Raw genomic sequence first — 26,443 nt, 5'->3', positions numbered from 1 at the left:
CCGTTGCCGATTTTGCATAGTCGGCTCGGGATCGCACATCGGGGCGGCATGTTCAACAAGTGGATACTTGATCGATGACAATTCTTGTGACTGGTGGCGCCGGCTATATCGGCTCTCATACCTGCGTTCAACTGATCGAGGCAGGCCATGAAGTGGTCGTGGTCGATAATTTTGACAACAGTAACCCGGAAGCCCTTCATCGGATCGAAAAAATTACCGGACGCGCGCCCATTCGCGAACCGGGGGACATTCGTGATCGCGCACTTCTTGAACAGATCATCACGCGCCACAAATGCACAGCGGTGATCCACTTCGCGGGCCTGAAGGCTGTCGGGGAATCAAGCGAAAAGCCGCTGCATTACTATGACTGCAACGTGCTGGGCACGCTGCGGCTGTTGCAGGCGATGGAAGCAACCGGCGTCAAAACGCTGGTATTCTCCTCATCCGCCACCGTATACGGCGATCCGCAAAAGCTCCCGATCACCGAAGATCAGCAGCTTTCTGCGACAAATCCTTATGGTCGCACCAAACTCATCATCGAAGAAATGCTGCGCGATCTCTATAACAGCGACAACAGCTGGAAGATTGCCATTCTGCGCTACTTCAACCCTGTCGGCGCGCATGAAAGCGGCCTGATTGGCGAAGATCCGAAAGGCATACCGAACAATCTGATGCCGATCATCGCGCAGGTTGCGACGGGACGCCGTGAAAAGCTCAACATCTGGGGCAATGATTATGCGACGCCGGATGGCACGGGCGTTCGTGATTATATCCACGTGGTTGATTTGGCCGCTGGGCATCTTAAAGCGCTGAAAAAGTTGGATGAACCAAAATGCTTCGCCGTTAATCTTGGCACGGGGCAGGGCTATAGCGTTCTCGATGTCGTCAAGGCGTTCGAACATGTTTCCAACCGCCAGATCCATTACGAGATCGCGCCGCGACGTCCTGGTGATGTTGCTGAATGCTATGCCGATCCATCCTTTGCCAATAACTTCCTTGGCTGGTCCGCTGAGAAGAATCTGCGTGAGATGTGCCAGGATATGTGGAACTGGCAGTCGAAGAACCCAAATGGCTACGAATAAACAGGCAGCCACCAGTTAATCGCAGTCACATCCCGTAAAAGTGAAGCAAACGGGCCTGTTTTCGAATCGTCATGGATTGAAAACAGGTCCGATGCGTTTATTAAACGGCCCTGCAAAACAGGGCCTGTCTCCCCGAACATCTTCCATGTTTCATGGACGCGACACGGCGCCGGGCTGTTTCCCAAGGCGCACCGAAGACGATTGGACGAAAGAATGCGTTTCCTGCCGGATAAATTCACGTCGATGCTGATTGCCACGATCTTGCTGGCGTCGGTGTTTCCGGTGCAAGGCGAATTCGCGGAATGGTTCGGCATGGCGACAAAGGTTGCCGTCGGCCTTCTGTTCTTCCTGCATGGCGCACGGCTCTCGCGTGAAGCGGTCATTTCGGGCATCACGCATTGGAGGCTGCATCTGGCTGTCTTCCTGTCGACCTTTGTATTGTTTCCGATCCTCGGACTTGCCGCGGGCTGGGTTATTCCGGGTCTCGCACAATCGGCCTTCTATACCGGCATTCTCTACATTTGCGTTCTGCCTTCGACGGTCCAATCATCCATCGCTTTCACATCGATGGCGGGCGGCAATGTGTCTGCCGCGATTGTCTCGGCTTCTGCCTCTAATATTTTCGGCATGTTTCTGACGCCGCTGCTGGTGGGGCTGCTATTCGCGGTGCAGAGCGGGGGAGGCGGTATCTCGCTCGATGCTTTCGAAGCTATTTTGCTGCAATTGCTGCTGCCCTTCGTTCTTGGGCAAATCCTGCAACCCTGGATCGGCAATTTCATGCGGCGCAACAGCAAGCCGCTCAGCTTTGTGGATCGCGGTTCCATCCTGATGGTCGTCTATCTGGCTTTCAGCGAAGCCATCGTGGAAGGCCTTTGGAAATCCGTCTCATTGGATGATCTGGTGATGATGGTCGGCGTCAACATCGTGCTGCTGATTGCCGTCCTGCTGATTACCTGGTACGGCAGCAAGCGACTGGGCTTTAATCGCGCCGATTGCATTACCATCATGTTTTGCGGTTCCAAGAAGAGCCTTGCCAGTGGTGCACCGATGGCAAGCGCCATTTTCGCGAGCGCCAATGTGGGTAGTATTGTGCTACCATTGATGCTGTTTCATCAGATTCAGCTCATGGCTTGCGCGGTGATTGCGCGAAAATTGGCCGATCATAAATAAGCTGCCCGAACGAATACAGACTTTGAAAAGGCATAAGGCAATGGCGCAGACTGACGACAAATCCTTCGATGAGGACGCTCTGGCGGAAGCCTATGATCGTGCGCTTGCGCTTGAAAAGGCTGGCGATTTCGACGGCGCTGCGAAAGCCTATGAAGAAGTTCTGGCCATCGACCCCGACGATCATGGCGGCGCGGCAGTGCGCCTTGCCAGCATGGGACGCGGCGCTGTTCCGCTGAAGGCGCCCGATGCTTATGTGGCGACGTTGTTCGACCAGCACGCGGAAATGTTCGACACGATTCTGGTGGACCAGCTTGGCTATGACGTGCCGCTGCAATTGCGCGAAATATTGCTGGAGATCGATGACGAGTTTCATCGTGATCGTATGCTTGATCTTGGTTGCGGCACGGGCCTTTCCGCCGATGCGCTCGATGATATGGCGACGCACAAGACGGGCGTCGATATTTCTGAAAACATGATCGAAGTCGCTTTTGAAAAAGGCGATTACGACGCGCTGTTTGTCGGCGAAGCTGTGCGCTTTCTGGAAACTACTGCCGAGGACAATTGGGACCTGATCGTGGCGACGGATGTGCTGCCTTACATGGGTGAGCTGGACCGTTTCTTTGCTGGCGTGGCGACGCAGCTCGAGCCGGACGGCTATTTTGGCTTCTCAAGTGAAACGCAGGACGACACGCGCTTCGCGGGCCGGGCGTTTATGGTCGGTGATTATCAGCGTTTCGCGCATGCCAAATCATACGTGACGGCAATGCTGGATGCGCACGGCATGGACTGCATCCGCTGTGAAAACATCACCGTGCGCAGCGAACAAGGATCGCCGGTTCCCGGACATCTTTACGTCGCACGACGTCGCTGACATTTCGGCGCAGCGCGGTTTACCTAAACCGCGCTCATTGAGCCATTATTGGCGCAAACATCTGTTTCAGGGTTTATCGCCTAACTGCACTTGGCGGCGATCCGGATGCTTGCAGGATTGTTCCATAATCTATCTTATGTGATCCATATATATAGCCGGGGTGGGTTCTAGCTTGAAGTGCGACCGTCCCACGATGGCGATACGGATCTGACCGGCGGTATGAGCATGATGCCGACGGCATATCGTTCACTTCGAAACGTAAGAAGCCATAAGCGCTTCGTGCCCTCGCTCACTTCGCCTCGCCGAGATATTTGGTCCTGAGCTTCGCGATCTCCTCGCTTTCATGCAGACTGATGATAGCCACGCTGGCGGGCTGGACTAGTTCGCTGTGACGCGGAAATGCAAATCCATATTTGTCTGGGCTGAATGAACCACCGGCTAGATCAAGCGGCTGATCAATATGCTGATGCATGTAATATTCGAGCACAGGACCATCAGCGACGATTGCTGCGATCTCGTCATTCACGAGCGCTGCAACAGCTTCCGGCAAATGATCGAACGAAACCGTGGCGATGGATCGTGATTTCAGAAACTGTTCTGCAACGCTTCCGGTTCGCACCCCGACGGATTTTCTCTGGAGGTCGCTCAGGTTCGATACCCTGTTGTCGATATGCGCCAAGGTCATCACGCTGGTGATCGATGATGTGACATAGGCAATGATGGCGATACCGAAGACCATCCAGAAGGTTTGCCAGATACGCCCAATCCACCCAAACAGATTTTTGCGTGAGGTTTTGCCGGAAGTCGCAATCGAAACCACGTGATGGAAGCTCTCTGCCAACCCTTCTCGCCAGCGCTTTGGAAAGCTCTCATCAAAGCGTCTGTCGAACAGTGTCAGAAGCACCGTTGCCGCAAGCAGAATGCCCAGAATCCAGCCATAGGTGGTCAGATGGCCAGCGCGGTCGAGGCGTCCGATAAGGTCATCCCATCCGGTTCCGGCCTGGGTATGCACCATGATACGCAGACCGGCATCAAACCATGGATAGGTAAAATCGGCGACCTCAGCCCGGCTTTCGGTGATGGTCAGATTGGTAACGGCTGCATCGACTGTGCCTTCCGAAACCGCCTTCATCAGCGCGCCGTAGTTCTGAAATTCCACATAATGCGATGCAATATTCAGGCGTGCGGCGATGTTCTGCCTACTGCCCTCATTGTTGACGAAAGGTTCGCTGACATACACGCCAACCTGCACAGGCTTTGGGGCTTGTGACGGCCCTTGCGCATAAGCATTTGCGCAAATCGTCAACAGAAACAAAACGAAAAAGAGAATGGATATTAGTCGATAATATAAATTATATAATAATATATTCATATCCCCCACCCTGTTGTCAATTTAATATGATGGATTGAAATGTATATTGCAACTATATTTGTTTTATTTTTAATCAATATAAGTAATATCTAATTATATTAAGATAACGAATGCGAAAAACCTGATCGGACCGACGCTTAGGTCGTGACTGGTCGGGCCTTTGATCTCTTGCGTGATTGACAAATTCGACGCTTGATTAAAATCATTCCCCCACTGCCTGCATCATGAGAATGAGTAAAAAGTGTACGGAGCCCTGAACGGACTAAGACCAAAGCAGCATGTAATCATCTTATACATGTTGTATGACCCGACATGGGTTCCAGCGCTCGCGTTCCTGACCGGCATTTTCGGTCATAGCGCATATTGAACGGGCACTCCCGGCCCGCTGGCTGGATGGGATAGAAGGTAGAGTTATAGATGTTGGAAGCACGTATTCGAAACGCTTCGCTGCGAGAGAAGATCATCACGCCTGAGCAGGCAGCTAGCCTCATTAAGGATGGCATGATCGTCGGCATGAGCGGCTTTACCCGCGCCGGTGACGCCAAGGCTGTTCCGGTCGCCATGGCCGCGCGTGCGGCAACCGATCCTTTTCAGATCACGCTGATTACCGGCGCCTCGCTCGGACACGACGTCGACAAAATCCTGACGGAAGCGCATGTTCTTGCGCGCCGTATGCCGTTTCAAGTCGACCGCACCCTGCGTTCCGCTATCAATCGCGGCGAGGTCATGTTCATCGATCAGCATTTGTCTGAGACAGTTGAGCAGTTGCGTTCCAACCAGATCGGTCCGATCGACTATGCCGTTGTGGAAGCTCTGGCGATCACCGAAAGCGGCGGCATCATCCCCACCACCTCTGTCGGCAATTCGGCAAGCTTCGCCATTCTGGCCGACAAGGTGATCGTCGAGGTCAATCTCAACCAGCCAATGGCGCTGGAAGGTCTGCACGATATTTATATCCCGACCAAGCGCCCTACCCGCGATCCTATCCCGGTTACGGCCTGCGACAGCCGTGTCGGCCTGCCCTATATTCCGATCCCGGTCGAGAAGATCGCCGGTATCGTCATCACCCAGGAAAATGACAGCGCCTCTACGGTCGAGCCAGCCGACAGCGAAACGATTGCCATTGCCGGCCACCTGATCGATTTCCTGAAAGACGAAGTGGCGCATGGTCGTCTTGATCTGACGCTGAACCCGCTGCAGGCCGGTATTGGCACCATTGCAAATGCGGTCCTCAACGGCTTTGTCGACAGCCCTTTCCACAATCTGCGCATGTATAGCGAAGTGCTGCAGGACAGCACGTTCGAGCTTTTCGATGCCGGAAAACTGGACTACGCCTCCGGCGCGTCGATCACGCTCAGCCCGGCAGTCGGCGAGCGCGTCTTCAACAATATCGACCGCTATCGCGACAAGCTGATTCTGCGTCCGCAGGAAATCAGCAACCACCCCGAAGTCATCCGCCGTCTCGGTATTATCGGCATTAACACGGCGCTTGAGTTTGATATTTATGGCAATGTGAATTCCACCCATGTCGATGGCACGCATATGATGAATGGTATTGGCGGCTCTGGTGATTTCGCACGCAATGCCTATATATCCATTTTCGTCAGCAAGTCTGAAGCCAAGAGTGGCGCCATCTCCTCCATTGTGCCGATGGTCAGCCATGTGGATCACACCGAACACGACGTCGATATTCTGGTAACCGAGCAGGGTCTTGCCGACCTGCGCGGCCTTGCACCGCGCGAGCGCGCCCGCGTCATCATCGACAATTGCGCGCATCCGGATTATCGCGATCTGCTCAATGATTATTTCGAGCGCGCCTGCGCTCGTGGCGGTCACACGCCGCACCTTCTGGAAGAAGCTTTCAGCTGGCATTCACGCCGTCGTCAAAGCGGCACCATGAAGCTTGGATAAGTATCCCCATCGGGGACCCGATTTCCAAATCCGGTCCCCCTCGCCCTGTACCCGCTCGCGGTTTGAGCGGAACTTTCTCCACGTCGAAACGTTATCCGGCATATCGTTTTCCAATGGGAAACGAGAATGCTGCGAAAGGATTGGACTCGTGCACCAGTCTTTTCGTGTAACGTTCAGTCTGGCGTCCAGGAGGAGCGGCGGTCAGACAGTGAGAACAACAGCGCCGTTCCAGTAAGGGTCAGAACAGCTATGTCAATCCTCATCGGCCTTCTGATAACAATTCTTGTTATCTTCCTTGTGCTTTATCTCATCAACATGCTGCCGCTGGATGCGAAGGTGAAGCAGATCGCTCAGGTTATCGTGATCATTATCGGCATCATCTCACTACTGAAGTATCTCGCTGTCTTCTGACGACTATTACCCTTTCAATTCACACCCAAAATCTCCCAAGTAATGCACTTATCGTAAGTCAACACTAGTGATGAGACGAGTTCATTCGAAGCGTCCTGGCCATCCGCGCGCTTCGAAAAGCTCGTCTCCGTCGCCTGCGTGAAAAGCAAAACATTAGGGCCGCTCCGGCGATTCAACTTTCGCTGAAACTACTCTATGGTTGTCTCGGTCCTTCCCTTATGTTAGCCATTACATTATTCGGTTAGATTATTCGAAAATCCCGATATATCCCCCGCTCTTTTTTGATTTTTGTCTTGATCAGCTCTAGGTTTTGAAACCCTAAATTGTGTCTTTCATGAAACGGTTCGTGAAAAAGTTGCACCCATGACTTTTGGCATCTTTTCCTGACGAGCAGATGCTCTTATAAGCCGTCCAGTCAATTGCTCCCTTAAACGTAAGGTTTCGAGCGACAAATAAATAATCCTGATCCGGGGACGGGGAGCAAGGAAATGAAGGCAGCCTTATGGAAAGCAGGAGTGATAACCCTTTCTGTTGTGCTGTTTTCTGTCGCCCTCACCTGGACCCTTGCCGTTCTCTCTGGCGAAAGGCCGGGTATACTGGCGCTGGCGCTGAGCTCTGGTATTCCATTCGCCACGGCCTTTCCGTCGCTCGCCTATATTTTCCGGCAGCATAACAGGCTGAAAGATGCCTACGCCCAGCTCGAAAGAACACATATTGAGCTGCAAGCGCGCTCACGCATCGACCATATGACGGGATTGCTCAACCGCGAAGCCCTGTTCGATGCCATGAAAGTCAGCCGCTCACGCATTGAAACAGGCGTATTAATGGTGATCGACGCCGACCACTTCAAAGCCATCAACGATACATTCGGCCACAGCGCCGGGGACCGCGCTTTGAAGCTGATCGCCTTCGCCCTGCAAAACGTAACGCGCAAAGGTGATCTGGTTGGGCGGATCGGCGGCGAGGAATTCTGCGTCTTCCTGCCGGGCGCCAGCAGTGAAACCGGTATGCGCGTGGCGCAACGCATCCGCACCGAAGTGGAAGGCACGCCCTTTCATTCAACAGAATATCAGGTCTATCCGCTGACGATCAGCATCGGCGTGGCGTCGGCTCCAAAAACCGAGACAAATTCGCAAGTGATGAGCCGTGCCGACCGCTGCCTTTATATGGCCAAGCAGCGCGGACGCAATTGCGTGGTGCTTGATGAAGAAAGCGCCCGACTGGCGAGCGCTTCTGTTGTTTCAATCAACAATGGCCGCGAAAGAGCGCGGAGCTAGCCTTAAATGGTTAGTCCACCCACGGCGTGACTTCTTCCTCCGACCAACTGACTGCAACAAACCCCATCTTCTGGTAGAGTTGCAATGCGCGCGGACTGTCGAGCGTGTTGGTATGGATGGTGACTTTCTGGGGGCCATGAGCCCAGGCGGCAGAAATGGCTTCGCTCAGGAAGAACCGGCCAAGTCCCCGCCCCTGAAAATCGGCCATCAGGCCAAAATACAGGATCTCCGCTGTTTCCGGTATAGCCGTCAGGTCGAGCTCTACAAAACCAGCTGGATTGCCATCCGCGTAAAGCACATGGATTTCACTCGTCTCCGCGTGGATAATGCTGGCCACTTCCACATCGCTCTGCATGCGGCGCATCATCCAGTGATGCCGCCGCCCTACCTGCTCGTAAAGATAGCGATAGAAATGCACCGGCATGCCGCTGGCCCGCATGATGGCCAGCCGCACACCGGAGGGAACCGGCACAGAAATCGCCGGTCGCGTCTGCATCTCCAGATGCGTAATTCGAGCTTTCAGCTTTTCGACCATGATCAGTCGGCTTCGCCTGTCACCACCGGCGTATCCTGCCTGCTGCCCCATTCGCTCCATGAACCGTCATAGAGCCGGTTATCCTCATGCCCGAGCGACGCCAGCGCCAGCATGATGACCGCCGCCGTGACGCCCGAACCGCAACTTGTGACGACAGGTTTGGCGAGATCGACACCAGCCTTGTCAAAAATTGCGCGCAGACTGTCCAGGTCTTTCAGTTCGCCATTCTCCGACAACGTACCCACGGGAACATTACGCGCACCCGGCATGTGACCGGAACGCATTCCTGCGCGCGGTTCGGCTTCCTGACCGGTAAAACGTCCTGCCGCGCGCGCATCGGCGATCTGTGAACGGCGTTCGTCAACGATTTCCCGCATTTCCGCGAAATCGACAACGCCTGCTGCGTCAAAATCAGGCGTAAAAAGCGTGGCCGCAATCTTCGTCGGCTCGTCGGTTACGGGGTAGCCAGCTGCCTTCCAGCCATCGAAACCGCCGTCGAGAACAAACACGTTCTTGACGCCCATGACGCGGAACATCCACCAAACGCGGGGCGCTGCAAACATGCCCGGACCGTCATAGACGATGATCGTCTCATCGGCAGTGATGCCCATCGCACCGACATGCTGTGCGAAGAGTTCCGGCGACGGCAAGGTGTGCGGCAGGCCAGAATCCTTGTCGGCGATCACGTCCTGATCGAAGAAGACCGCGCCCGGAATATGCGCCGCATGATACTCTTCCAGTCCATTGCGCCCCGCCGCTGGCAGATACCAAGACGCATCCACAATTGCGATGCCGGGCTTTTCAAGCCGCTCCTTCAACCAGTCGCGCGAAACGACGAATGCGCTTTTCTCACCCATAATAATACTCCTGAATGCTCACGCTTCTGGCAAAGCACCGAAGCGAATACGAAAACGGCGGTTTTCCTTGCCCTTTTTCTCGATCTTGCCGATATGGATTTCGCCTACTTCCTGCGTTTCGGACACATGAGTGCCGCCGCATGGCTGGGAATCCACCGCGCCATTTTCACCAATGGCGACGAGCCGGATGCGTCCGAGCCCGACAGGCGGGCGGACATTCTTCGATTTCACGATATCGGGGTTGGCGAGGAACTCTTCATCGCTGATCCAGTTGATCGAAACAGGGTCGTTGGCTTTAACCAGCTCCATGATCTTTTCGGTCACGAATTCCTTCGTATAGGTCGGATCAGGTAGATCGAAATCGACACGGCTTTCATCTTCGCCGACTGCTGCACCGGTGATCGGGAACGGACAGGCGACCGACAAAAGATGGCAAGCGGTGTGCATGCGCATCAGCTTGTAACGACGCGGCCAATCGATATGCAGGACAAGCGTTTCACCGACCGTCGGCGCTGACTGCCCTTCGGCTGGCACATGAACGATTTCATTCTTGTTTTCGCCGGTAACGGTCGCTGCAATCTCGATCCGCGATCCATCGGCGCGCTCGAAAAAGCCGATATCCCCCGGCTGTCCGCCGGAGGTGGCGTAGAAATTCGTCTGGTCCAGAATAATACCGCCGGTTTCGGTCATGGCGAGAACCTTGCCCTCCGCCGTTGAAAGATAGGAATCTTCACGGAAAAGCGCATCGGTCTCATAGGCCATTGTTTTATTCCTCGAACGGTATGTCTATCTCGGTTTTGGTTTCCAGCCAGCCTGGCACCGGCAAGTTCTTGCCGCGCAGGAAGGATGGATTGAACATTTTCGACTGGTAACGATTACCATAGTCGCAAAGCACCGTCACAATTGTGTGGCCCGGACCGAGATCTTTTGCAAGCCGGATCGCACCGGCGATGTTGATGCCGGATGAACCGCCGAGGCAAAGCCCCTCATTCTCCACCAGATCGAACACGACATCGAGCGCATCTGCATCCGAAATGCGGTAGGAAAAATCAGGCGTGAACCCTTCCAGATTGGCCGTGATTCGTCCCTGCCCGATCCCTTCGGTGATCGAATCGCCCTCGGCTTTCAATTCGCCGGTCGTGTAATAGGAATAGAGTGCTGCGCCATAGGGATCGGCGAGCCCTATTTTGATATCGCGATTATGTTCCTTCAGGCCGAAGGCCGTTCCGACAAGCGTGCCGCCCGATCCGACAGCCGCCACGAAACCATCGACCTTGCCATGGGTATCGCGCCAGATTTCCGGCGCGGTGGTTTCGATATGCGCCTGACGATTGATCGGATTATCGAACTGGTTGGCCCAGATCGCGCCATTCGGTTCGGTTTTGGCAAGCTGTTCGGCCAAGCGGCCAGACAGGCGCACATAGTTGTTGGGATTACGATAAGGCGCGGCTGGAACCTCGATCAGTTCCGCACCGAGCAGACGCAGCGCGTCCTTCTTTTCCTGGCTCTGCGTTTCGGGAATGACGATGACCGTGCGATAGCCGAGCGCCTTCGCAACAAGGGTCAGGCCAATGCCCGTATTGCCCGCCGTTCCCTCGACAATCACGCCACCCGGACGAAGCAGGCCGCGCTTTTCGGCATCACGGATAATGTAAAGCGCCGCGCGGTCCTTGACCGATTGTCCCGGATTGAGAAATTCAGCCTTGCCGTAAATCTCGCAGCCGGTGATCTCGGAAGCCTTCTTGAGACGAATCAATGGCGTGTTACCGATTGCGTCTAGAACCGACTGGAGCATAGCTTCCATCCTTCATCTTGGGCCGAGCTGTTTGCCCGGAAAGTATGAGGAACCGCCCTGCCCTTCAAGGAAGGATGGAATAATTTTCCAAGACAACCCGCAAACTCAAACCACAAAAAAGCGGTTCCAAAGAAAAAGCCGCCCGAAATGGGCGGCTTTTGTAAAAGATGTTCTGCGAGAGGTCAGGCAGCGCGCTGTCCGCCGCCGCCATTGCCGTTGCGGCGCTTACGACGGAATGGACGCTTTGCCTTTGGTGCCGCTTCGCCAGTCGCATTGGCATGGCCGCCTGTGGAAGCGTGATTGCCTGAACGATGCTCGCCCGGCTTCTGCGCTGGACGACGATGCTGCTGCGGTGACGGGCCCTTGCGGTGCTGCGTCTTCTGCGGCTTGTCCTCGCCCACAATCGAAATGCGCGGTGCTGCTGCTGGTGCCGGTGCAAGCTTGACCGGAGCATCCTTGATCGGAAGCTTGGTGCGGGTCACGCGTTCCACTGCACGCAGCTTCGAATCCTCGGTCGCCTGATCGTACAGGGTGATCGAGGCACCGCTGGCGCCATTGCGTCCGGTGCGGCCGATACGGTGTACATAGGTTTCCGGCTCGTCCGGGAGGTCGTAGTTGACCACATGGCTGATGCCGGGAACATCAATACCGCGCGCAGCGATATCGGTTGCAACCAGAATTCGCAGCGTGCCGTCGCGGAAACCATTCAGCGCGCGCTGGCGGGCATTCTGCGACTTGTTGCCGTGAATGGCCGCAACGTCGAACTTGTCACGTTCAAGGTGGCGCACGACCGCATCCGCACCATGCTTGGTGCGGGTGAAGACGATAACCGAACGCATGTTCTTATCCGCCAACAGAGCCGACAGAAGGCGGCGCTTTTCCTTGGTCGGCACAGGATGCACGACCTGGGTGATTTCGGCAGCCGTCGTGCCCTGCGGCGCAACTTCCACGCGAACTGGATCACGAAGCAGGCTGCCTGCGAGTGCTGCAATTTCCTTTGGCATGGTTGCCGAGAAAAGCGCGGTCTGACGGTCGGCATGGGTTGCCTTGGCGATGCGCTTCACATCGTTGATGAAGCCCATATCGAGCATGCGATCCGCTTCATCGAGCACCAGCCAGCGGGTCTGCGAAAGGTCAACCAGACCTTCGCGCATCAGATCCGTCAGGCGGCCCGGCGTTGCAATCAGCACGTCGATGCCGGGTGCGATACGCTTGATCTGCGTCAGCTTCGATACGCCGCCAAGCACGAGCGCCGTCGAGATATGCGCGGCCTTGGAAACGTTGCGGATCGTCTGTTCAATCTGGACGGCCAGTTCGCGGGTTGGTGCAAGCACAAGCGCGCGCGCCGTCTTCGGGCGGCGCTTATCGCCAAGACCGATGATCTTTTGCAGGATCGGCAGGCTGAAAGCAGCAGTCTTGCCCGAGCCGGTCTGCGCAATACCGAGAATGTCCTTGCCTTCCAGCTGCGGCGGGATAGCCTGCGTCTGGATCGGCTTGGGTTCGGTCATGCCAGCAGCTTCGACACCTTTGAGCAAAACGCCGGTGACGCCAAGAGCGGCAAAGCCGCCCGTATTTTCATTTGTCAATTCAATCTCTTTCGGCGGCACCGCACATTTGCGGTCCGCTTTCAATGCCGGGAAAGCGCAACTTGCCCGAGCCAAATCCATTTTTATGATAACGACGGGACGCCGGGAAAACCCCTGGCGACTTGCGCAGCCGTGCCCGAGCAAATCTCAGGTCCACTCCGCTTCCAGACCATTCCAGAAGACGAAGGTGTGACGCAACAAGTCCAATGCCGGGAAAGCCGACAACTAACGTCGGCCCATGCGCCTGCCGCCCATATGGGGTGGTTTGAGCGAAAAAGCAAATGATTTCGTTTTCGCGCGTGATCCAAAAGCCGTCATGCCGGTCTGCAAATGGCAATTTCTGCGCTTACCTAGGCTCACGTACCCAAAAGTACGCTCCGCTCCGGTTCTCGAAATCACCATTTTCGCCATGGCCTTTCGCCTTTTTGATTCAGACGCTTGGCTTCGGTTCAAATGATGAAATCAGCCAGAACCTGATTGTCCGTAATGTCCTGATAAGCCCAACCGGCCTCGCCGAACTTCTTTTCCAGAAGTTTGAAATTCGCGGCATCCTTCGTTTCAATGCCGATCAGCACCGAGCCGAAATTGCGGGCGGATTTCTTCAGATATTCGAAGCGGGCGATGTCATCTTCCGGCCCCAGCAGATCAAGGAACGAGCGCAATGCGCCCGGACGCTGCGGGAAGCGGAAAATGAAATATTTCTTCAAACCTTCAAAGCGAAGCGCTCTTTCGCGAACATCCGGCAGGCGTTCGAAATCGAAATTGCCACCCGAAACGACAATCACGATGCGCTTGCCCTTGATTTCGCTTTTCTTGAAATCCTTCAGCGCGTCAATGCCCAAAGCGCCTGCTGGTTCCAGCACCACGCCCTCGATATTGAGCATTTCGATGATCGTCGCGCAGAGGCGATTTTCCGGAACCGTTATGACAGATTTCGCGTCGAAGCCTTTGAGAAGCTTGAAATTTTCCTTGCCAATCTCAGCGACAGCCGCGCCATCCACGAAATTATCGACATGGGTAAGCTTGATACGCTTGCCCGCTTCCAGACTGGCTTGCAGGCTTGCCGCTCCCTTCGGTTCGACAAAGCGAAACGCGGTTTTCCAGCCAAGATCGGAAATATATTGCGTCACCCCGCCGGAAAGCCCGCCGCCGCCCACCGGCAACAAAACCAGATCCGGCTTTTTGCCCTCCGGCAATTGTCGTGCGATCTCCAGCGCGACGGTCGCCTGACCTTCCACAATACGCGGATGATCGAAAGGTGGCACCATGACGCCATTGTTGCTGGCCGCAAATTCCTGCGAAGCAGCATAGCAGACGTCGAAAATATCGCCGACGAGCTTGATTTCGATGAATTCACCACCGAAAGCGCGGGTCTTGTCGATTTTCTGCTGCGGCGTCGTCACCGGCATGAAAACAACGCCCTTGCGACCGAAATGGCGGCAGACGAACGCAAAGCCCTGCGCGTGATTGCCTGCCGAAGCGCAGACAAACACGACGTTCTCATCGGTCGTTTTCACTGCCTTGGAGATGAAATTGAAAGCGCCACGAATCTTGTAGGAGCGCACCGGCGTCAGATCTTCGCGCTTCAACCAAATCTCTGCACCATATTTGCGGGAGAGATAATCGTTGAGCTGCAATTGCGTCTCGGGGAAAAGCGCACGCATTGCCTTTTCGGCCTGAGCCACGGATTTGACGAAGGCGGTCATACTGAAACTCTCTTCATTCCTACTCGATAGGGCTTATCGCTATACGGGTTTGCCCATGCAAACAAGGATGAAGGGAACGTCTCTAACCAACGTAATAAATATTGACGATCTTGCGGTCTCCGAAGACGACCAGCGGACCGTCATTCAGGAGTTCGAACAGAACGGCTTCGTTAATTGGAAGCGGGATCGTTATTTCTTCGAGGTAAAGCGCCTGCCACGAAACTGACCGTTCCCTCCGTATTTCGCGATGCATCAAACGAAGCGCGGCCTCGGCTTCTGCGCGCTGGTCCTGGCGGAAAAATCCGCCGCACCAATCCTGAACATGATCATAGGTGATTGTGTAATAGGTTACAGTATCTGCCATACCAGTCACGCCCCCAAAGCACTTTCGCGGTACGCCCCCGCATTGTGCCCTTCGATCTTTGGTGATCAGGGTGTTAGCAACCGCACTCAGACGGCCTCACGACCTTTGGCTTCAGAGAAGCTTGGACATACGTCGCAAGCACCCTGACCATAAAGGACGAAGGTTCGGCGTCTTTCGGTGACACCAACCGCTGAGTGATATAAGGGGTTGCTACGCCCCGGACCGCCGCGTAGCGGTCCATCTGTAGGCGTAAATCATTCCTGACAGCTTGTCATATCCAAAATTCGTCAGCTGACAGGCTTTTGCGGAAATAATGGCATCTGGCGCGAACCGATCAAATTCATGGCCGGGAAAACACGCCGATCATACCGCTTTTCTATTTTAGAACATAAGGATATTCGATAATTCAGCTGTTATTGCTGGCAAGCTTTCTGTCTTGAAATCGACGCGCAAATCATGACATAGAAATCCTGTCGCTGCGGTCGTGGCGAAACTGGTATACGCAACGGACTTAAAATCCGTCGCCTTTTAGGCTTGCGGGTTCAAGTCCCGCCGACCGCACCACAATTTTTCATGCAAAAGCCGCCGAGTTTTCCCAGCGGCTTTTGTTTTGATGAAATGCCGTCACCCGTGCAGTTTGGCGGTGATTTCAGCGACGCGCTTGCCCTGAAAACGTGCGCCTTCCAGTTCCTGCGCCGATGGCTGGCGCGAACCATCGCCGTCTGCCGTCGTCGTCATGCCATAGGGCGCCCCGCCGCGCACCACATCATTGCCCATCTGCCCCTGATAGGCATAGGAAAGCGGCACGATGATCATGCCATGATGCTGCAACTGCCACTGCGCCGAAATCAGCGCCAGTTCCGCACCGCCATGTTGCGTCGCCGTTGAAACCATCACCGAGCCAACCTTATTGAGCAGCGCGCCCTTAGCCCACAGGCCACCGGTCTGGTCGAGAAAATTCTTCATCTGCGAAGCCATCATGCCATAGCGGGTCGCCGTGCCCAATATAATGGCGTCATATTCGACCAGATCGTTCGGCGATGCGATGGGTGCGTCCTGATCCACTTTATAATGCGAAGCCTTGGCGACTTCGAGCGGCACCAGTTCGGGCACCCGCTTGATCGTGACCTCTGCGCCGCCTTCGCGCGCACCTTCGGCCGCAGCCTTGGCCATCTGCTCCATATGTCCATAGGACGAATAGTACAGCACCAGAACTTTTACCATCTGACGTCTCCGTTTTCGATTTTACGGAACCCCTTTTCCGCAATCACTCAACTAGAGAGCATTTTCATTTTGGAAAGATGGCCCACGGGAGGAACATTTTGTCTTTTGCGACAAACCGGTTGCGGCGCGGTGCGCCTGAGGCTTAACTGTCGCCAAATTGAAATGGAGTCTGGGCATGACCGACACTTCGCAGCAGGCCGTCAGGGCTGCAATGCTCGCCATCGGCGACGAACTTCTTTCCGGGCGCACCAAGGACAAGAATATCGGGCATCTCGCCGATCTGCTGACAGCTGTGGGCATCGATCTCAAGGAAGTGCGCATCGTGCCGGACGAGGAAGACGCCATTGTCGCCGCGCTCAATGCCCTGCGTCCGAATTTTGATTATGTCTTCACTTCTGGCGGCATTGGGCCGACCCATGACGACATCACCGCCGACGCCGTTTCAAAAGCCTTTGGTGTGCCCTGCATCTATGATGAAAAGGCCATGAAGCTTCTCGGCGACAATTATGCGCGGCGCGGTCTGGAATTCACCGATTCCCGCAAGCGCATGGCCCGTATGCCGCAGGGGTCGGAACATATCGACAATCCGGTTTCTGCCGCACCGGGCTTTCATATTGGCAATGTCTATGTGATGGCGGGCGTTCCCTCCGTTTTTCAGGCCATGCTGGACAATGTAATCCCCACATTGCGGACCGGCCGCAAGCTCTTGTCGCGCGCGGTGCTGTGCCCTTTCGGCGAAGGCGTCATCGGCGCGCCGCTGGCTGAAATCCAGAGGCAGAACCCCGACACGATCATCGGATCCTATCCAAAATTCGAAAATGGGCGTTTTAGCACCGAGCTTGTGGTGCGCGGCAGCGATCCGCAGAAAATTGACGCCGCGGCTGTCGAAATAGAAGCAATGATTGCTGAACTGATTATTTCCGGCGCAAGCTGACATGTCTTTATGCCTTGCAACCTTTTGCCTACGCAACGCGTTGCTTTCTATGCTAAAATAGAAACACAGCTGGAAGGAGATCGGTCATGACCTACAAAACGGTGGTTGCCTATTCCAGGAGCGAGGCCGAGCTGAAGCGGGTACTATCCGCCGTCGCGCTTTTGATGCGAAAAGTCCCCGATCTTCATGTCATCGGCCTCTATTCCATCCCCTCTCCTATCGTCTATGCCGATCCCAACGGTTTTATCGATCCCGGCATGTTCGAGCTGCACGACAAGCAGCACAAGGAACTCTCCGAGCGGCTGAAACACGCCTTTGAAGAAGAAATGCGCAGACAGGATGCGCATTTCGAATTCCGTATCACCCGCTCGGAAACCGGTACCGCCGCTGACGGTGTGTTGACCTCCTGTCTCGGCGCCGAATTGCTGGTCGCGGGTCAGCCGGACCCGGATGATCCGGCTACCAATGACGAAACCGCCGACACGATTGTCTTCAATGCAAGCTGCCCGGTGCTGCTCGTGCCTTACGCGCCAGTCTTGCCGCAATTGTCGCTGGACCGGATCGTCGTTGCCTTCAACGGCAAGCGGGAAGCGGCGCGCGCCGCTTTCGATGCGCTGCCCCTAATGAAACAGGCAGGACGAACGGAAATCGTCTGGGTCGATCCACCGGAAGCCGAGGGCGAGGACGAAGCGCTCGCTGGAACCGAACTGGCCGAATCCATCGCCCGCCATGGCATTGAGGTCGATGTTACGCCGCTCGCCTCGCATGGACGCTATGCGCAGGATGCGCTGCGGGAGCACATCGTTGCGGAACGTGCCGATCTGCTCGTCATGGGCGCCTATAGCCATTCGCGCCTGCGCGAGCTGGTTTTCGGTGGCGTAACGCGCTCGATGCTCAATGATCTCCCCGTTCTGACACTGTTTTCGCGGTGACATGTCCGCTCATTTCTAGCGAGCAATTATCCCCAATTCGTCGCATCAAGCCCCTTCAAGCCATAACAGACTTGCAAGATCAGTGTTTTTGCGGTTATCAGCACTACCCGGCGCTGACTGTGCCGGGTTGAAGAAACCTTTTCATCGTATTGCAGCCCCCTTGATGGCGGGCGCAGATGGCGAAAGCGAAGGTCTACACAGTTCAGCGCGCTTGACGGTGGTCATCGCGCATTTTTGGTTTAGCCAGTCTGTGGGCCACAGCCCACGGACTGTTCCATGGAGCGTTTCGATGTCCTTGCCCGATAAAGCCTTTCCCGTGTCCTGGGATCAGTTCCACCGCGATGCCCGCGCGCTTGCATGGCGCATTTCCGGCATGGGGCGCGATTGGCGTGCAATCGTCGCGATTACGCGCGGCGGTCTGGTGCCTGCGGCCATTATCTGCCGTGAACTCGGCATCCGCCTTATCGAAACCGTCTGCATTGCCTCCTATCACGATTACACGTCGCAGGGCGAAATGCAGATCTTGAAAGGCATCGGCGAACAGCTGCTGGAAAATGGCGGCGAAGGCGTGATCGTCGTCGACGACCTTACCGATACCGGCAAGACCGCCGCTATCGTGCGCGAAATGATGCCGAAGGCACATTTTGCAACGGTTTATGCCAAGCCGAAAGGCCGTCCGCTGGTTGATACCTTCGTGACCGAAGTATCGCAGGACACCTGGATCTATTTCCCCTGGGATATGGGCTACACTTATCTGGAACCGATTGCAGGCGACAAGCGCGGATAGTCTTCGCTTAGAGCGCATCCCGAAAAGTGTGAAACCGTTTTCAGACAGGATGCGCGCTCTAACACGCGATAGTAAATTGGAGATGCCAGCCTCACCGGCTGGCATTTTTTATTTCTATGGCTGTTTCGAGCCGAGACCGACTGCATAATCGGTACTTTCTCAAAAAACCACGAGGCTTTTCAAGGACGTGCGAAAACGAAAGAAAGCGAAAGCAAAAAAAGGATATTTTTGCCGTATTCACGTGCTATAGAAAATAGATGAAATGACGCTGATCGCGCTCAGGTTCGGCGTTCGAAAACGAGACGCCTCCCCTGTATTTTAATAGCGGCTTTAAAATAAAGGACTTTTTTGGCCCTTTGTAAGAACTGTTGCGCATTTGATCAGTTGTTATTTTGACGAATCGTTCCATTTTAAGGAAAAGAGGGAACCCAGCAGTGAAGTCGGCAGCCAAACAACTTATTGCAACGGAAAAGCGTATTCTCACGCCTTCTGGTCGTTTGCAGCAGGTTGCGGCCCTTGTCTATCGCCGCGAAATGGATGCCCTTCAGGTTCTCGTTATCACAAGCCGTGGCACGGGCCGCTGGATCATCCCCAAAGGTTGGCCGCAAATCGGTCGCACGCTTGCGGAAACAGCCTTGCGCGAAGCCTTCGAAGAAGCAGGCATACGCGGCGATGTCTCTTCCGAACCAATTGGCAGCTATAATTACTGCAAAATGGATATGCCACCCGAACGGATCAATCAGTTTTCAGTCGCTGTTTATGCCGTCCGTTTTACCGGCCAGGAAAAGAGCTGGCCGGAGCGGGATCAGCGTATTTGCGAATGGGTTTGCCCGGACGAAGCCGCCCGGCGCGTCGAAGAGACCGAGTTGAAGCAGATTCTTCTCCGTTTTGGTGATTCGGGTATGGTCGCCGCCGCCGAATAACAGCGTCGTTTCCCCCTCAACGCTTTTTATCCATCGTCATTCGGCTTTGATGCGGCGTTTCCTGCGGCTATTCCAGCCATGGAGCCTTATGATCCCCGTGGGCATCACGCCGACGGGGAAAATCTCGAGCCTCCAACGGCGGCATTTTTCGGCAATTGCAGCGTGAATGGCGAGACCTGAAGACGCATTTTGCTCAAAGCTCGCATTAGCGAGCGGCCTGATCCTGCTGTTTTTGCAAAATAATCGCCCTCAAGGATTGGTTAAAAAGGGGTAAAAGCGTTTTAGCCGGCTTCGTTCACAAAAGCGTCTCTTCTCCCCGTTATCCACACTCGCCCCCAGCAGCTGACGCACAATATCTAGCGTCAGGCGCCTTACAACAAACCAATGCTTGACGCTCGAAGCCGAGTCGTTTTTTATGAACTTATCGTTGCGTAAGTGGCGTGGCCGGGCGTCTGAATAGCCGGTCTTTCTTTCAGGTTAGTCAAGTTCTGGAACGGGCGTTGCGCTATTCAGTGTAGTTTTCGCTCCGGGCTTCGTCGTGCCCGATTTCCGGGCCGGACCACCTTTGGAGAAGCAGATGCAGCCACATGACGAAAGAGCGTTAACACTAGATTTAGTATTTGCGCTCATGCTTCTTACAAGATAGAGTATTTCTCGATCTGCTGATTTGTTGGTTTGCAATGCCCTGACGAGGATGGTTCCGACCGCCTTGGGGTGTTTTGTTGCGCGCCAGAGGAAGCAGGAGCAGGATTTTGGGACCCCGGATCTTTACCGGTGTCCTCACCAAGAAGCCCTTCCCCGCAGGTGGGCTTTCAAAACAGAGACGCGGTACAGACAGTACGTGGCAGGCCATGGTGGAAACTCACCCTTGGGGCTACTATATATAGAACGTTTGGATGGAAAAGATGAAGATCGAACGCCGTTTCACGAAAGAGAATCAGTCGGCCTATGCGGACATCGCGTTTCGGACTGCGACCAGCGAGATCAAGAATCCCGATGGATCCATCGTATTCCGCCTGGAAAACATCAATGTACCGGCTCAGTTCAGTCAGGTTGCAGCCGATATTCTTGCGCAGAAGTATTTCCGCAAGGCTGGCGTGCCCGCGCGTCTGAAGAAAGTCGAGGAAAACGACGTTCCGTCGTGGCTGTGGCGCTCGGTCGCCGATGAGGATGCGCTGGCGTCGCTGCCACAGAACGAGCGTTACGGCTCTGAAATGGATGCCTGTCAGGTTTTCGACCGGCTAGCCGGCACCTGGACCTACTGGGGCTGGAAGGGCGGCTATTTCGGTTCGGAGGAAGACGCGCTCGCCTTCCGTGACGAGCTTGCCTATATGCTCGCCACCCAGCGCGTCGCGCCAAACAGCCCGCAATGGTTCAACACCGGCCTGCATTGGGCTTATGGTATTGACGGTCCCGGCCAGGGCCATTTCTATGTCGACTGGCAGACCGGCAAGCTGACCAAATCCAAGTCGTCCTATGAACACCCGCAGCCGCATGCCTGCTTCATCCAGTCCGTCGCTGACGATCTGGTCAATGAAGGCGGCATCATGGACCTTTGGGTTCGCGAAGCGCGCCTGTTCAAATACGGCTCCGGCACGGGCTCCAACTTCAGCCATCTGCGCGGCGAAGGCGAAAAGCTTTCCGGCGGCGGCAAGTCGTCTGGCCTTATGAGCTTCCTCAAGATCGGCGACCGTGCTGCGGGCGCCATCAAGTCGGGCGGCACGACGCGCCGCGCCGCGAAGATGGTCGTTGTCGACATCGACCATCCGGATATCGAAGAATATATCGACTGGAAGGTGAAGGAAGAGCAGAAGGTCGCTTCGCTCGTCACAGGCTCCAAGATCGTCAAGCAGCATCTGGCTGCGATCATGAAGGCTTGCATCAACTGCGAAGCCGATAATGATGATTGCTTCGATCCGTCGAAGAACCCTGCCCTGAAACGCGAAATCAGGGCGGCCAAGAAGAACCAGGTTCCTGAAAACTACGTCAAGCGCGTGATCCAGTTTGCGCGTCAGGGCTATACCGACATTCAGTTCAAGACCTATGACACGGATTGGGATTCGGAAGCCTATCTCACGGTTTCGGGCCAGAACTCGAACAACTCCGTCTCGTTGAAGGACGAATTCCTGCGCGCCGTCGAAAACGACAGCGACTGGAACCTGACCGCACGCAAGGACGGCAAGGTCATGAAGACCTTGAAGGCGCGCGATCTTTGGGAAAAGATCGGTTATGCGGCATGGGCGTCCGCTGATCCGGGCCTGCACTACAACACGACCATGAACGACTGGCACACCTGCCCGGTCGCCGGTCCGATCCGCGCCTCCAATCCGTGCTCGGAATATATGTTCCTTGACGATACGGCTTGTAACCTGGCGTCGATCAACCTGCTCACCTATCGCAACAAGGACGGTTCGTTCGACATTGCGGCTTACGAGCATACGGCCCGCCTGTGGACCATCGTTCTCGAAATCTCGGTGATGATGGCGCAGTTCCCGTCCAAGGAAATCGCCCGTCTCTCCTACGAATACCGCACGCTCGGTCTCGGCTATGCCAATATTGGCGGCCTGCTGATGACCTCCGGTATTCCTTATGACTCCGATGAAGGCCGCGCCATCTGCGGTGCGCTGACCGCGATCATGACCGGTATTGCCTACGCAACCTCCGCTGAAATGGCGAAGGAACTGGGCACCTTCCCAAGCTACGAACCAAACGCCGAGCATATGCTGCGCGTCATGCGCAACCATCGTCTGGCCGCTCATGGCAAAACGGAAGGTTATGAAGGCCTCGCCGTCAACCCGGTGGCGCTGATTGCCGAGGACTGCCCGGATCAGGACCTGATCACCCATGCCCGTGCGGCCTGGGACAAGGCGCTGGAACTCGGTGAAAAGCACGGCTACCGCAACGCCCAGTCGACCGTTATCGCGCCAACCGGCACGATCGGCCTCGTCATGGATTGCGACACGACCGGTATCGAGCCTGACTTCGCGCTGGTGAAGTTCAAGAAGCTGGCCGGTGGCGGCTACTTCAAGATCATCAACCGCGCCGTGCCGGAAGCACTCCGCACGCTCGGCTACTCGGAAAGCCAGATTGCCGAAATCGAAGCCTATGCTGTCGGTCACGGCAACATCAATCAGGCTCCGGGCGTCAATCCTTCGTCGCTGCGCGGCAAAGGCTTCACCGATGAGAAGATCGAAGCCCTGAATGCAGCGCTCAAGAGCGCCTTCGACATCAAGTTCGCTTTCAACAAGTGGACGCTGGGCGAAGATTTCTGCAAGGACGTGCTAAAACTCACCGACGAACAGCTGAACGATTTCTCGTTCGAAATGCTGCCCACGCTCGGCTTCTCCAAGAAGGACATTGAAGCCGCCAACATCCACGTTTGCGGCGCGATGACCCTCGAAGGCGCACCGTTCCTCAAGGAAGAGCATTACGCCGTGTTCGATTGCGCCAATCCGTGCGGCAAGATCGGCAAGCGTTATCTGTCGGTGGATAGCCACATCCGAATGATGGCAGCCGCGCAGCCGTTCATTTCGGGCGCGATTTCCAAGACGATCAACATGCCGAACGATGCGACCGTCGAAGACTGCAAGAACGCTTACATGCTGTCCTGGAAGCTGGCTCTGAAGGCCAATGCGCTTTACCGCGACGGTTCCAAGCTTTCGCAGCCACTCAACGCCGCGCTGATCTCGGATGATGAAGACGAAGATGATGCAGTCGAAGCGCTGATCGAGGCACCGGCAGCCGCCCGTGCCGTTCAGGTGACGGAACGCATCGTCGAGAAGGTCATCGAGAAGATCGTGCATGAGCGCGAAAAGCTTCCGAACCGCCGTCAGGGCTACACCCAGAAGGCAGTCGTCGGCGGACACAAGGTCTATCTGCGCACTGGCGAGTTCGGTGACGGACGCCTCGGTGAAATCTTCATCGACATGCACAAGGAAGGCGCTGCTTTCCGTGCGATGATGAACAACTTCGCCATCGCCGTGTCGCTCGGCTTGCAATATGGCGTGCCGCTGGAAGAATATGTGGAGGCGTTCACCTTCACCAAGTTCGAACCGGCTGGCATCGTCATCGGCAATGACGCGATCAAGACCGCAACGTCGATCATCGACTATGTGTTCCGCGAACTGGCCGTGTCCTATCTGGGCCGCAACGATCTCGCTCATGTCGACACCAGCGATTTCTCGAACACGGCGCTCGGCAAGGGTATCCAGGAAGGCAAGACCAATCTGGTTTCGACCGGCTGGACACGCGGCTACAAGCCGACACTGGTGACCAACACGATGCCGGGCGGCAGTGAAGCCAAGGGATCCTCGGCATCCGCGCCGCAGGCTTCGAATGTCACGACCTTGAAGTCGAGTGCTACCCCGGCTGGTCGCCCAGCGACCATCGGTCTGGTGACGGAAGGTGCGACGGCTTTCAAGCGTGAGTTCGAAGAACAGACAGCTCCTGCTCCGGCACAGCAGCAGGAAACCTCGGCTGCAACGGAACTGTTCTCCGACAAGGCTGCAGCCGACGCCGCTTCGGCCCGCGCCGAAAGCGCCAACTCGGCAAAGAAGCTAGAAGCCGACCGTCGCATCAAGTCGATGATGCAGGGTTACACCGGCGACAGCTGCACCGAGTGCCAGAACTTCACCATGGTGCGCAACGGCACCTGCCTGAAGTGCGACACCTGCGGCGCAACCAGCGGCTGCAGCTGATCGAATGGCGACGTAAAACCGCGACCATATTCATTGAGATAAAGAGCGCCTCTCGGGGCGCTCTTTCCATTTGTGATGGGCGAAAACAAGCCGTACATTCTGCTTCGATAATTTGTCGGCTCACTTCATGGGTCGACCGATCCCCATTCCGGTTCTGTGAGGACGCGATGAAAGCGATTGTCATCCACGCTGCAAGGGACTTGCGCATTGACGAGCGTGAGCCCGAGACGCCCGGTCCCGGCGAGGTTGAAATTCGTCTCGCCACGGGCGGCATATGCGGCTCGGACCTGCATTATTACAACCATGGCGGATTTGGCACCGTACGCGTCAAGGAACCGATGATCCTCGGACACGAGGTTTCCGGCCACATTGCTGCACTTGGCGAAGGCGTTTCCGGGCTTGCCATTGGCGATCTGGTCGCCATATCGCCGTCCCGTCCCTGTGGTCACTGCGAATATTGCCACCAGGGACTACCCAACCATTGCTTCAACATGCGCTTTTATGGATCGGCTATGCCCTTCCCGCATATTCAAGGCGCATTCCGTGAACGGCTCGTTGCAAAAGCCAGCCAATGCGTGAAAGCCGACGGCCTCAGCGCCGGTGAAGCGGCAATGGCTGAACCGCTCGCGGTCACGCTGCACGCCACCCGCCGTGCAGGCGAGATATTGGGTAAACGCGTGCTGGTGACCGGCTGTGGCCCCATCGGCACGCTTTCAATCCTGTCGGCGCGTCGCGCTGGTGCTGCGGAGATCGTCGCTGCGGATATTTCCGGGCCAGCGCTTGATTTCGCCCGCAAGGTCAGCGCGGACCGTACCGTCAACCTCTCGCAGAACCCTGAAGGTCTGACCGAATTCAGCCAGAACAAAGGAGCATTCGACATATTGTACGAATGTTCTGGCGCGGCGTCTGCCCTTGTGGCAGGCATTCACGCGCTTAGACCACGCGGTATCATCGTGCAGCTCGGAGTGGGTGGTGAGATGAACCTGCCGATCAACACGATAACGGCCAAAGAACTCGATTTGCGCGGTTCCTTCCGTTTCCACGAAGAATTCGCTCTCGCTGTAAAGCTCATGCAAGACGGATTGATCGACGTCAAACCACTCATCACGCAAACTCTGCCGCTCACTGATGCGCTGAGGTCCTTCGATATCGCGTCAGATAAAACGCAATCGATGAAAACCCAGATTGCATTCAACTAAGGAACTTCAAAAAAGTGCGAGACAGGTTCTATCGCTCCAGGAGGAAATATGAGCGTTCAACTCTTCGATCTGACGGGCAAACGCGCGCTTGTGACCGGCTCGTCGCAAGGGATCGGCTATGCGCTGGCAAAGGGCCTTGCCGCCGCCGGAGCTGATGTCGTTCTTAACGGACGCGATGCGGCCAAGCTGAAGGCCGCCGCAGAAAGCCTTGGGGTGAAGCACAGGCTGGCCTTCGACGCGACAGACCATGAAGCTGTTCGCGCGGCCATAGACCGGTTCGAGGCGGATGTCGGTCCTATCGACGTTCTCGTCAACAATGCGGGTATGCAGCATCGTACCCCGCTTGAAGACTTCCCAGCCGATGCCTTTGAGCGCTTGCTGAAAGCCAATGTATCGAGCGTTTTCAATGTGGGGCAGGCTGTTGCCAGACATATGATCAAGCGCGGAGCGGGCAAGATTATCAACATCGCAAGCGTCCAGACTGCCCTCGCCAGACCGGGCATAGCCCCCTACACCGCCACCAAAGGCGCCGTTGGCAATCTGACCAAGGGCATGGCCACCGACTGGGCCAGATACGGCTTGCAATGCAACGCCATTGCTCCCGGATATTTCGACACGCCACTCAATGCCGCCCTCGTTTCTGATCCGACCTTTTCCAGCTGGCTTGAAAAGCGGACGCCTGCGGGGCGCTGGGGCAAGGTGGATGAGCTCGTCGGCGCCTGCATTTTCCTTGCGTCGGGAGCTTCCTCCTTCGTCAATGGCCATGTGCTCTATGTTGATGGCGGCATAACCGCCTCCCTTTGAACAGCA

The 26,443-nt window shown here is 55.7% G+C and carries 22 protein-coding genes and 1 tRNA gene; 14 read left to right on the top strand and 9 right to left on the bottom strand.

Annotation, left to right across the window (positions count from 1 at the left end; translation table 11 throughout):
- Window positions 1–74 precede the first annotated feature (74 nt).
- The 3 genes from galE (at window position 75) to JAU75_RS01915 (ending at window position 3,123) form a co-directional block, all read left to right on the top strand.
- Complete coding sequence (gene galE / locus JAU75_RS01925) at window positions 75–1,082, top strand: UDP-glucose 4-epimerase GalE (RefSeq protein ID WP_199054142.1); 1,008 nt, start codon at window positions 75–77, stop codon at window positions 1,080–1,082.
- Window positions 1,083–1,295: 213 nt separating this feature from the next.
- Window positions 1,296–2,252, top strand: coding sequence for a bile acid:sodium symporter family protein (locus JAU75_RS01920; protein ID WP_199054140.1), 957 nt, complete (start codon window positions 1,296–1,298; stop codon window positions 2,250–2,252).
- Between the two features lie 40 nt (window positions 2,253–2,292).
- A complete protein-coding gene (locus tag JAU75_RS01915) occupies window positions 2,293–3,123 on the top strand; it encodes a methyltransferase domain-containing protein (RefSeq protein WP_199054138.1) in 831 nt (276 codons plus the stop codon).
- A gap of 289 nt (window positions 3,124–3,412) precedes the next feature.
- Here the strand turns inward: JAU75_RS01915 and JAU75_RS01910 are convergent, their stop codons facing one another.
- Window positions 3,413–4,363 (bottom strand): transporter substrate-binding domain-containing protein, encoded by a 951-nt coding sequence (locus tag JAU75_RS01910; protein WP_371836097.1) that lies wholly within the window; start codon window positions 4,361–4,363, stop codon window positions 3,413–3,415.
- Window positions 4,364–4,912: 549 nt separating this feature from the next.
- Between JAU75_RS01910 and JAU75_RS01905 the strand changes: the two genes are divergently transcribed.
- The 3 genes from JAU75_RS01905 (at window position 4,913) to JAU75_RS01895 (ending at window position 8,094) form a co-directional block, all read left to right on the top strand.
- Entirely contained in the window at window positions 4,913–6,406 is a 1,494-nt protein-coding gene (locus JAU75_RS01905) for an acetyl-CoA hydrolase/transferase family protein (RefSeq protein WP_199054134.1), read from the top strand.
- A 249-nt stretch (window positions 6,407–6,655) separates the two neighbouring features.
- Window positions 6,656–6,817 (top strand): Thivi_2564 family membrane protein, encoded by a 162-nt coding sequence (locus JAU75_RS01900; RefSeq protein ID WP_167836030.1) that lies wholly within the window; start codon window positions 6,656–6,658, stop codon window positions 6,815–6,817.
- Window positions 6,818–7,305: 488 nt separating this feature from the next.
- Entirely contained in the window at window positions 7,306–8,094 is a 789-nt protein-coding gene (locus JAU75_RS01895) for a GGDEF domain-containing protein (RefSeq protein WP_199054132.1), read from the top strand.
- Between the two features lie 10 nt (window positions 8,095–8,104).
- Here JAU75_RS01895 and JAU75_RS01890 read toward each other — a convergent pair whose 3' ends face one another.
- The 7 genes from JAU75_RS01890 to JAU75_RS01860 form a co-directional block, all read right to left on the bottom strand.
- Entirely contained in the window at window positions 8,105–8,629 is a 525-nt protein-coding gene (locus JAU75_RS01890) for a GNAT family N-acetyltransferase (protein WP_199054130.1), read from the bottom strand.
- A 2-nt stretch (window positions 8,630–8,631) separates the two neighbouring features.
- Window positions 8,632–9,486, bottom strand: a complete 855-nt coding sequence (sseA, locus tag JAU75_RS01885; protein WP_199054128.1) for a 3-mercaptopyruvate sulfurtransferase — start codon at window positions 9,484–9,486, stop codon at window positions 8,632–8,634.
- Between the two features lie 18 nt (window positions 9,487–9,504).
- The gene (locus tag JAU75_RS01880) at window positions 9,505–10,248 is read right to left on the bottom strand and encodes an alanyl-tRNA editing protein (RefSeq protein WP_199054126.1); all 744 of its coding nucleotides are present in this window, start codon (window positions 10,246–10,248) and stop codon (window positions 9,505–9,507) included.
- A 4-nt stretch (window positions 10,249–10,252) separates the two neighbouring features.
- The gene (locus JAU75_RS01875; RefSeq protein ID WP_199054124.1) at window positions 10,253–11,281 is read right to left on the bottom strand and encodes a cysteine synthase A; all 1,029 of its coding nucleotides are present in this window, start codon (window positions 11,279–11,281) and stop codon (window positions 10,253–10,255) included.
- Between the two features lie 182 nt (window positions 11,282–11,463).
- A complete protein-coding gene (locus JAU75_RS01870; RefSeq protein WP_199054122.1) occupies window positions 11,464–12,948 on the bottom strand; it encodes a DEAD/DEAH box helicase in 1,485 nt (494 codons plus the stop codon).
- 368 nt (window positions 12,949–13,316) lie between these two features.
- On the bottom strand, window positions 13,317–14,573 hold the full coding sequence (gene ilvA, locus JAU75_RS01865) for a threonine ammonia-lyase IlvA (protein WP_199054120.1): 1,257 nt from the start codon (window positions 14,571–14,573) through the stop codon (window positions 13,317–13,319).
- An 82-nt stretch (window positions 14,574–14,655) separates the two neighbouring features.
- The gene (locus JAU75_RS01860) at window positions 14,656–14,937 is read right to left on the bottom strand and encodes a hypothetical protein (RefSeq protein ID WP_199054118.1); all 282 of its coding nucleotides are present in this window, start codon (window positions 14,935–14,937) and stop codon (window positions 14,656–14,658) included.
- Window positions 14,938–15,415: 478 nt separating this feature from the next.
- Here JAU75_RS01860 and JAU75_RS01855 point away from each other — a divergent pair.
- Window positions 15,416–15,501, top strand: a tRNA-Leu gene (locus JAU75_RS01855).
- Window positions 15,502–15,561: 60 nt separating this feature from the next.
- Here JAU75_RS01855 and wrbA read toward each other — a convergent pair.
- The gene (gene wrbA / locus JAU75_RS01850) at window positions 15,562–16,161 is read right to left on the bottom strand and encodes an NAD(P)H:quinone oxidoreductase type IV (protein ID WP_199054116.1); all 600 of its coding nucleotides are present in this window, start codon (window positions 16,159–16,161) and stop codon (window positions 15,562–15,564) included.
- Between the two features lie 175 nt (window positions 16,162–16,336).
- Here wrbA and JAU75_RS01845 point away from each other — a divergent pair, with 175 nt between their 5' ends.
- The 7 genes from JAU75_RS01845 to JAU75_RS01815 all read left to right on the top strand — a co-directional run bounded on the left by JAU75_RS01845 (window position 16,337) and on the right by JAU75_RS01815 (window position 26,437).
- Window positions 16,337–17,095: a competence/damage-inducible protein A gene (locus JAU75_RS01845; RefSeq protein ID WP_199054113.1), complete on the top strand. Its 759-nt coding sequence runs from the start codon at window positions 16,337–16,339 to the stop codon at window positions 17,093–17,095.
- Between the two features lie 86 nt (window positions 17,096–17,181).
- Window positions 17,182–18,027, top strand: a complete 846-nt coding sequence (locus JAU75_RS01840) for a universal stress protein (RefSeq protein WP_199054110.1) — start codon at window positions 17,182–17,184, stop codon at window positions 18,025–18,027.
- Window positions 18,028–18,316: 289 nt separating this feature from the next.
- On the top strand, window positions 18,317–18,814 hold the full coding sequence (gene gpt, locus JAU75_RS01835; RefSeq protein ID WP_078340451.1) for a xanthine phosphoribosyltransferase: 498 nt from the start codon (window positions 18,317–18,319) through the stop codon (window positions 18,812–18,814).
- A gap of 434 nt (window positions 18,815–19,248) precedes the next feature.
- Window positions 19,249–19,737 (top strand): NUDIX hydrolase, encoded by a 489-nt coding sequence (locus JAU75_RS01830; protein WP_199054108.1) that lies wholly within the window; start codon window positions 19,249–19,251, stop codon window positions 19,735–19,737.
- Window positions 19,738–20,642: 905 nt separating this feature from the next.
- Window positions 20,643–24,434, top strand: coding sequence for a vitamin B12-dependent ribonucleotide reductase (locus tag JAU75_RS01825; protein WP_199054106.1), 3,792 nt, complete (start codon window positions 20,643–20,645; stop codon window positions 24,432–24,434).
- 167 nt (window positions 24,435–24,601) lie between these two features.
- Window positions 24,602–25,633, top strand: coding sequence for an L-idonate 5-dehydrogenase (locus tag JAU75_RS01820; protein WP_199054104.1), 1,032 nt, complete (start codon window positions 24,602–24,604; stop codon window positions 25,631–25,633).
- A 48-nt stretch (window positions 25,634–25,681) separates the two neighbouring features.
- Window positions 25,682–26,437, top strand: a complete 756-nt coding sequence (locus JAU75_RS01815) for an SDR family oxidoreductase (protein WP_199054102.1) — start codon at window positions 25,682–25,684, stop codon at window positions 26,435–26,437.
- Window positions 26,438–26,443 lie beyond the last annotated feature (6 nt).

The sequence above is a fragment of the Ochrobactrum sp. Q0168 genome (assembly GCF_016427605.1).
In the GTDB taxonomy this organism is placed as follows: Bacteria; Pseudomonadota; Alphaproteobacteria; order Rhizobiales; family Rhizobiaceae; genus Brucella.
Note: the sequence above shows the minus strand (reverse complement) of the source record. Positions and strands in the feature narration are given on the sequence as shown.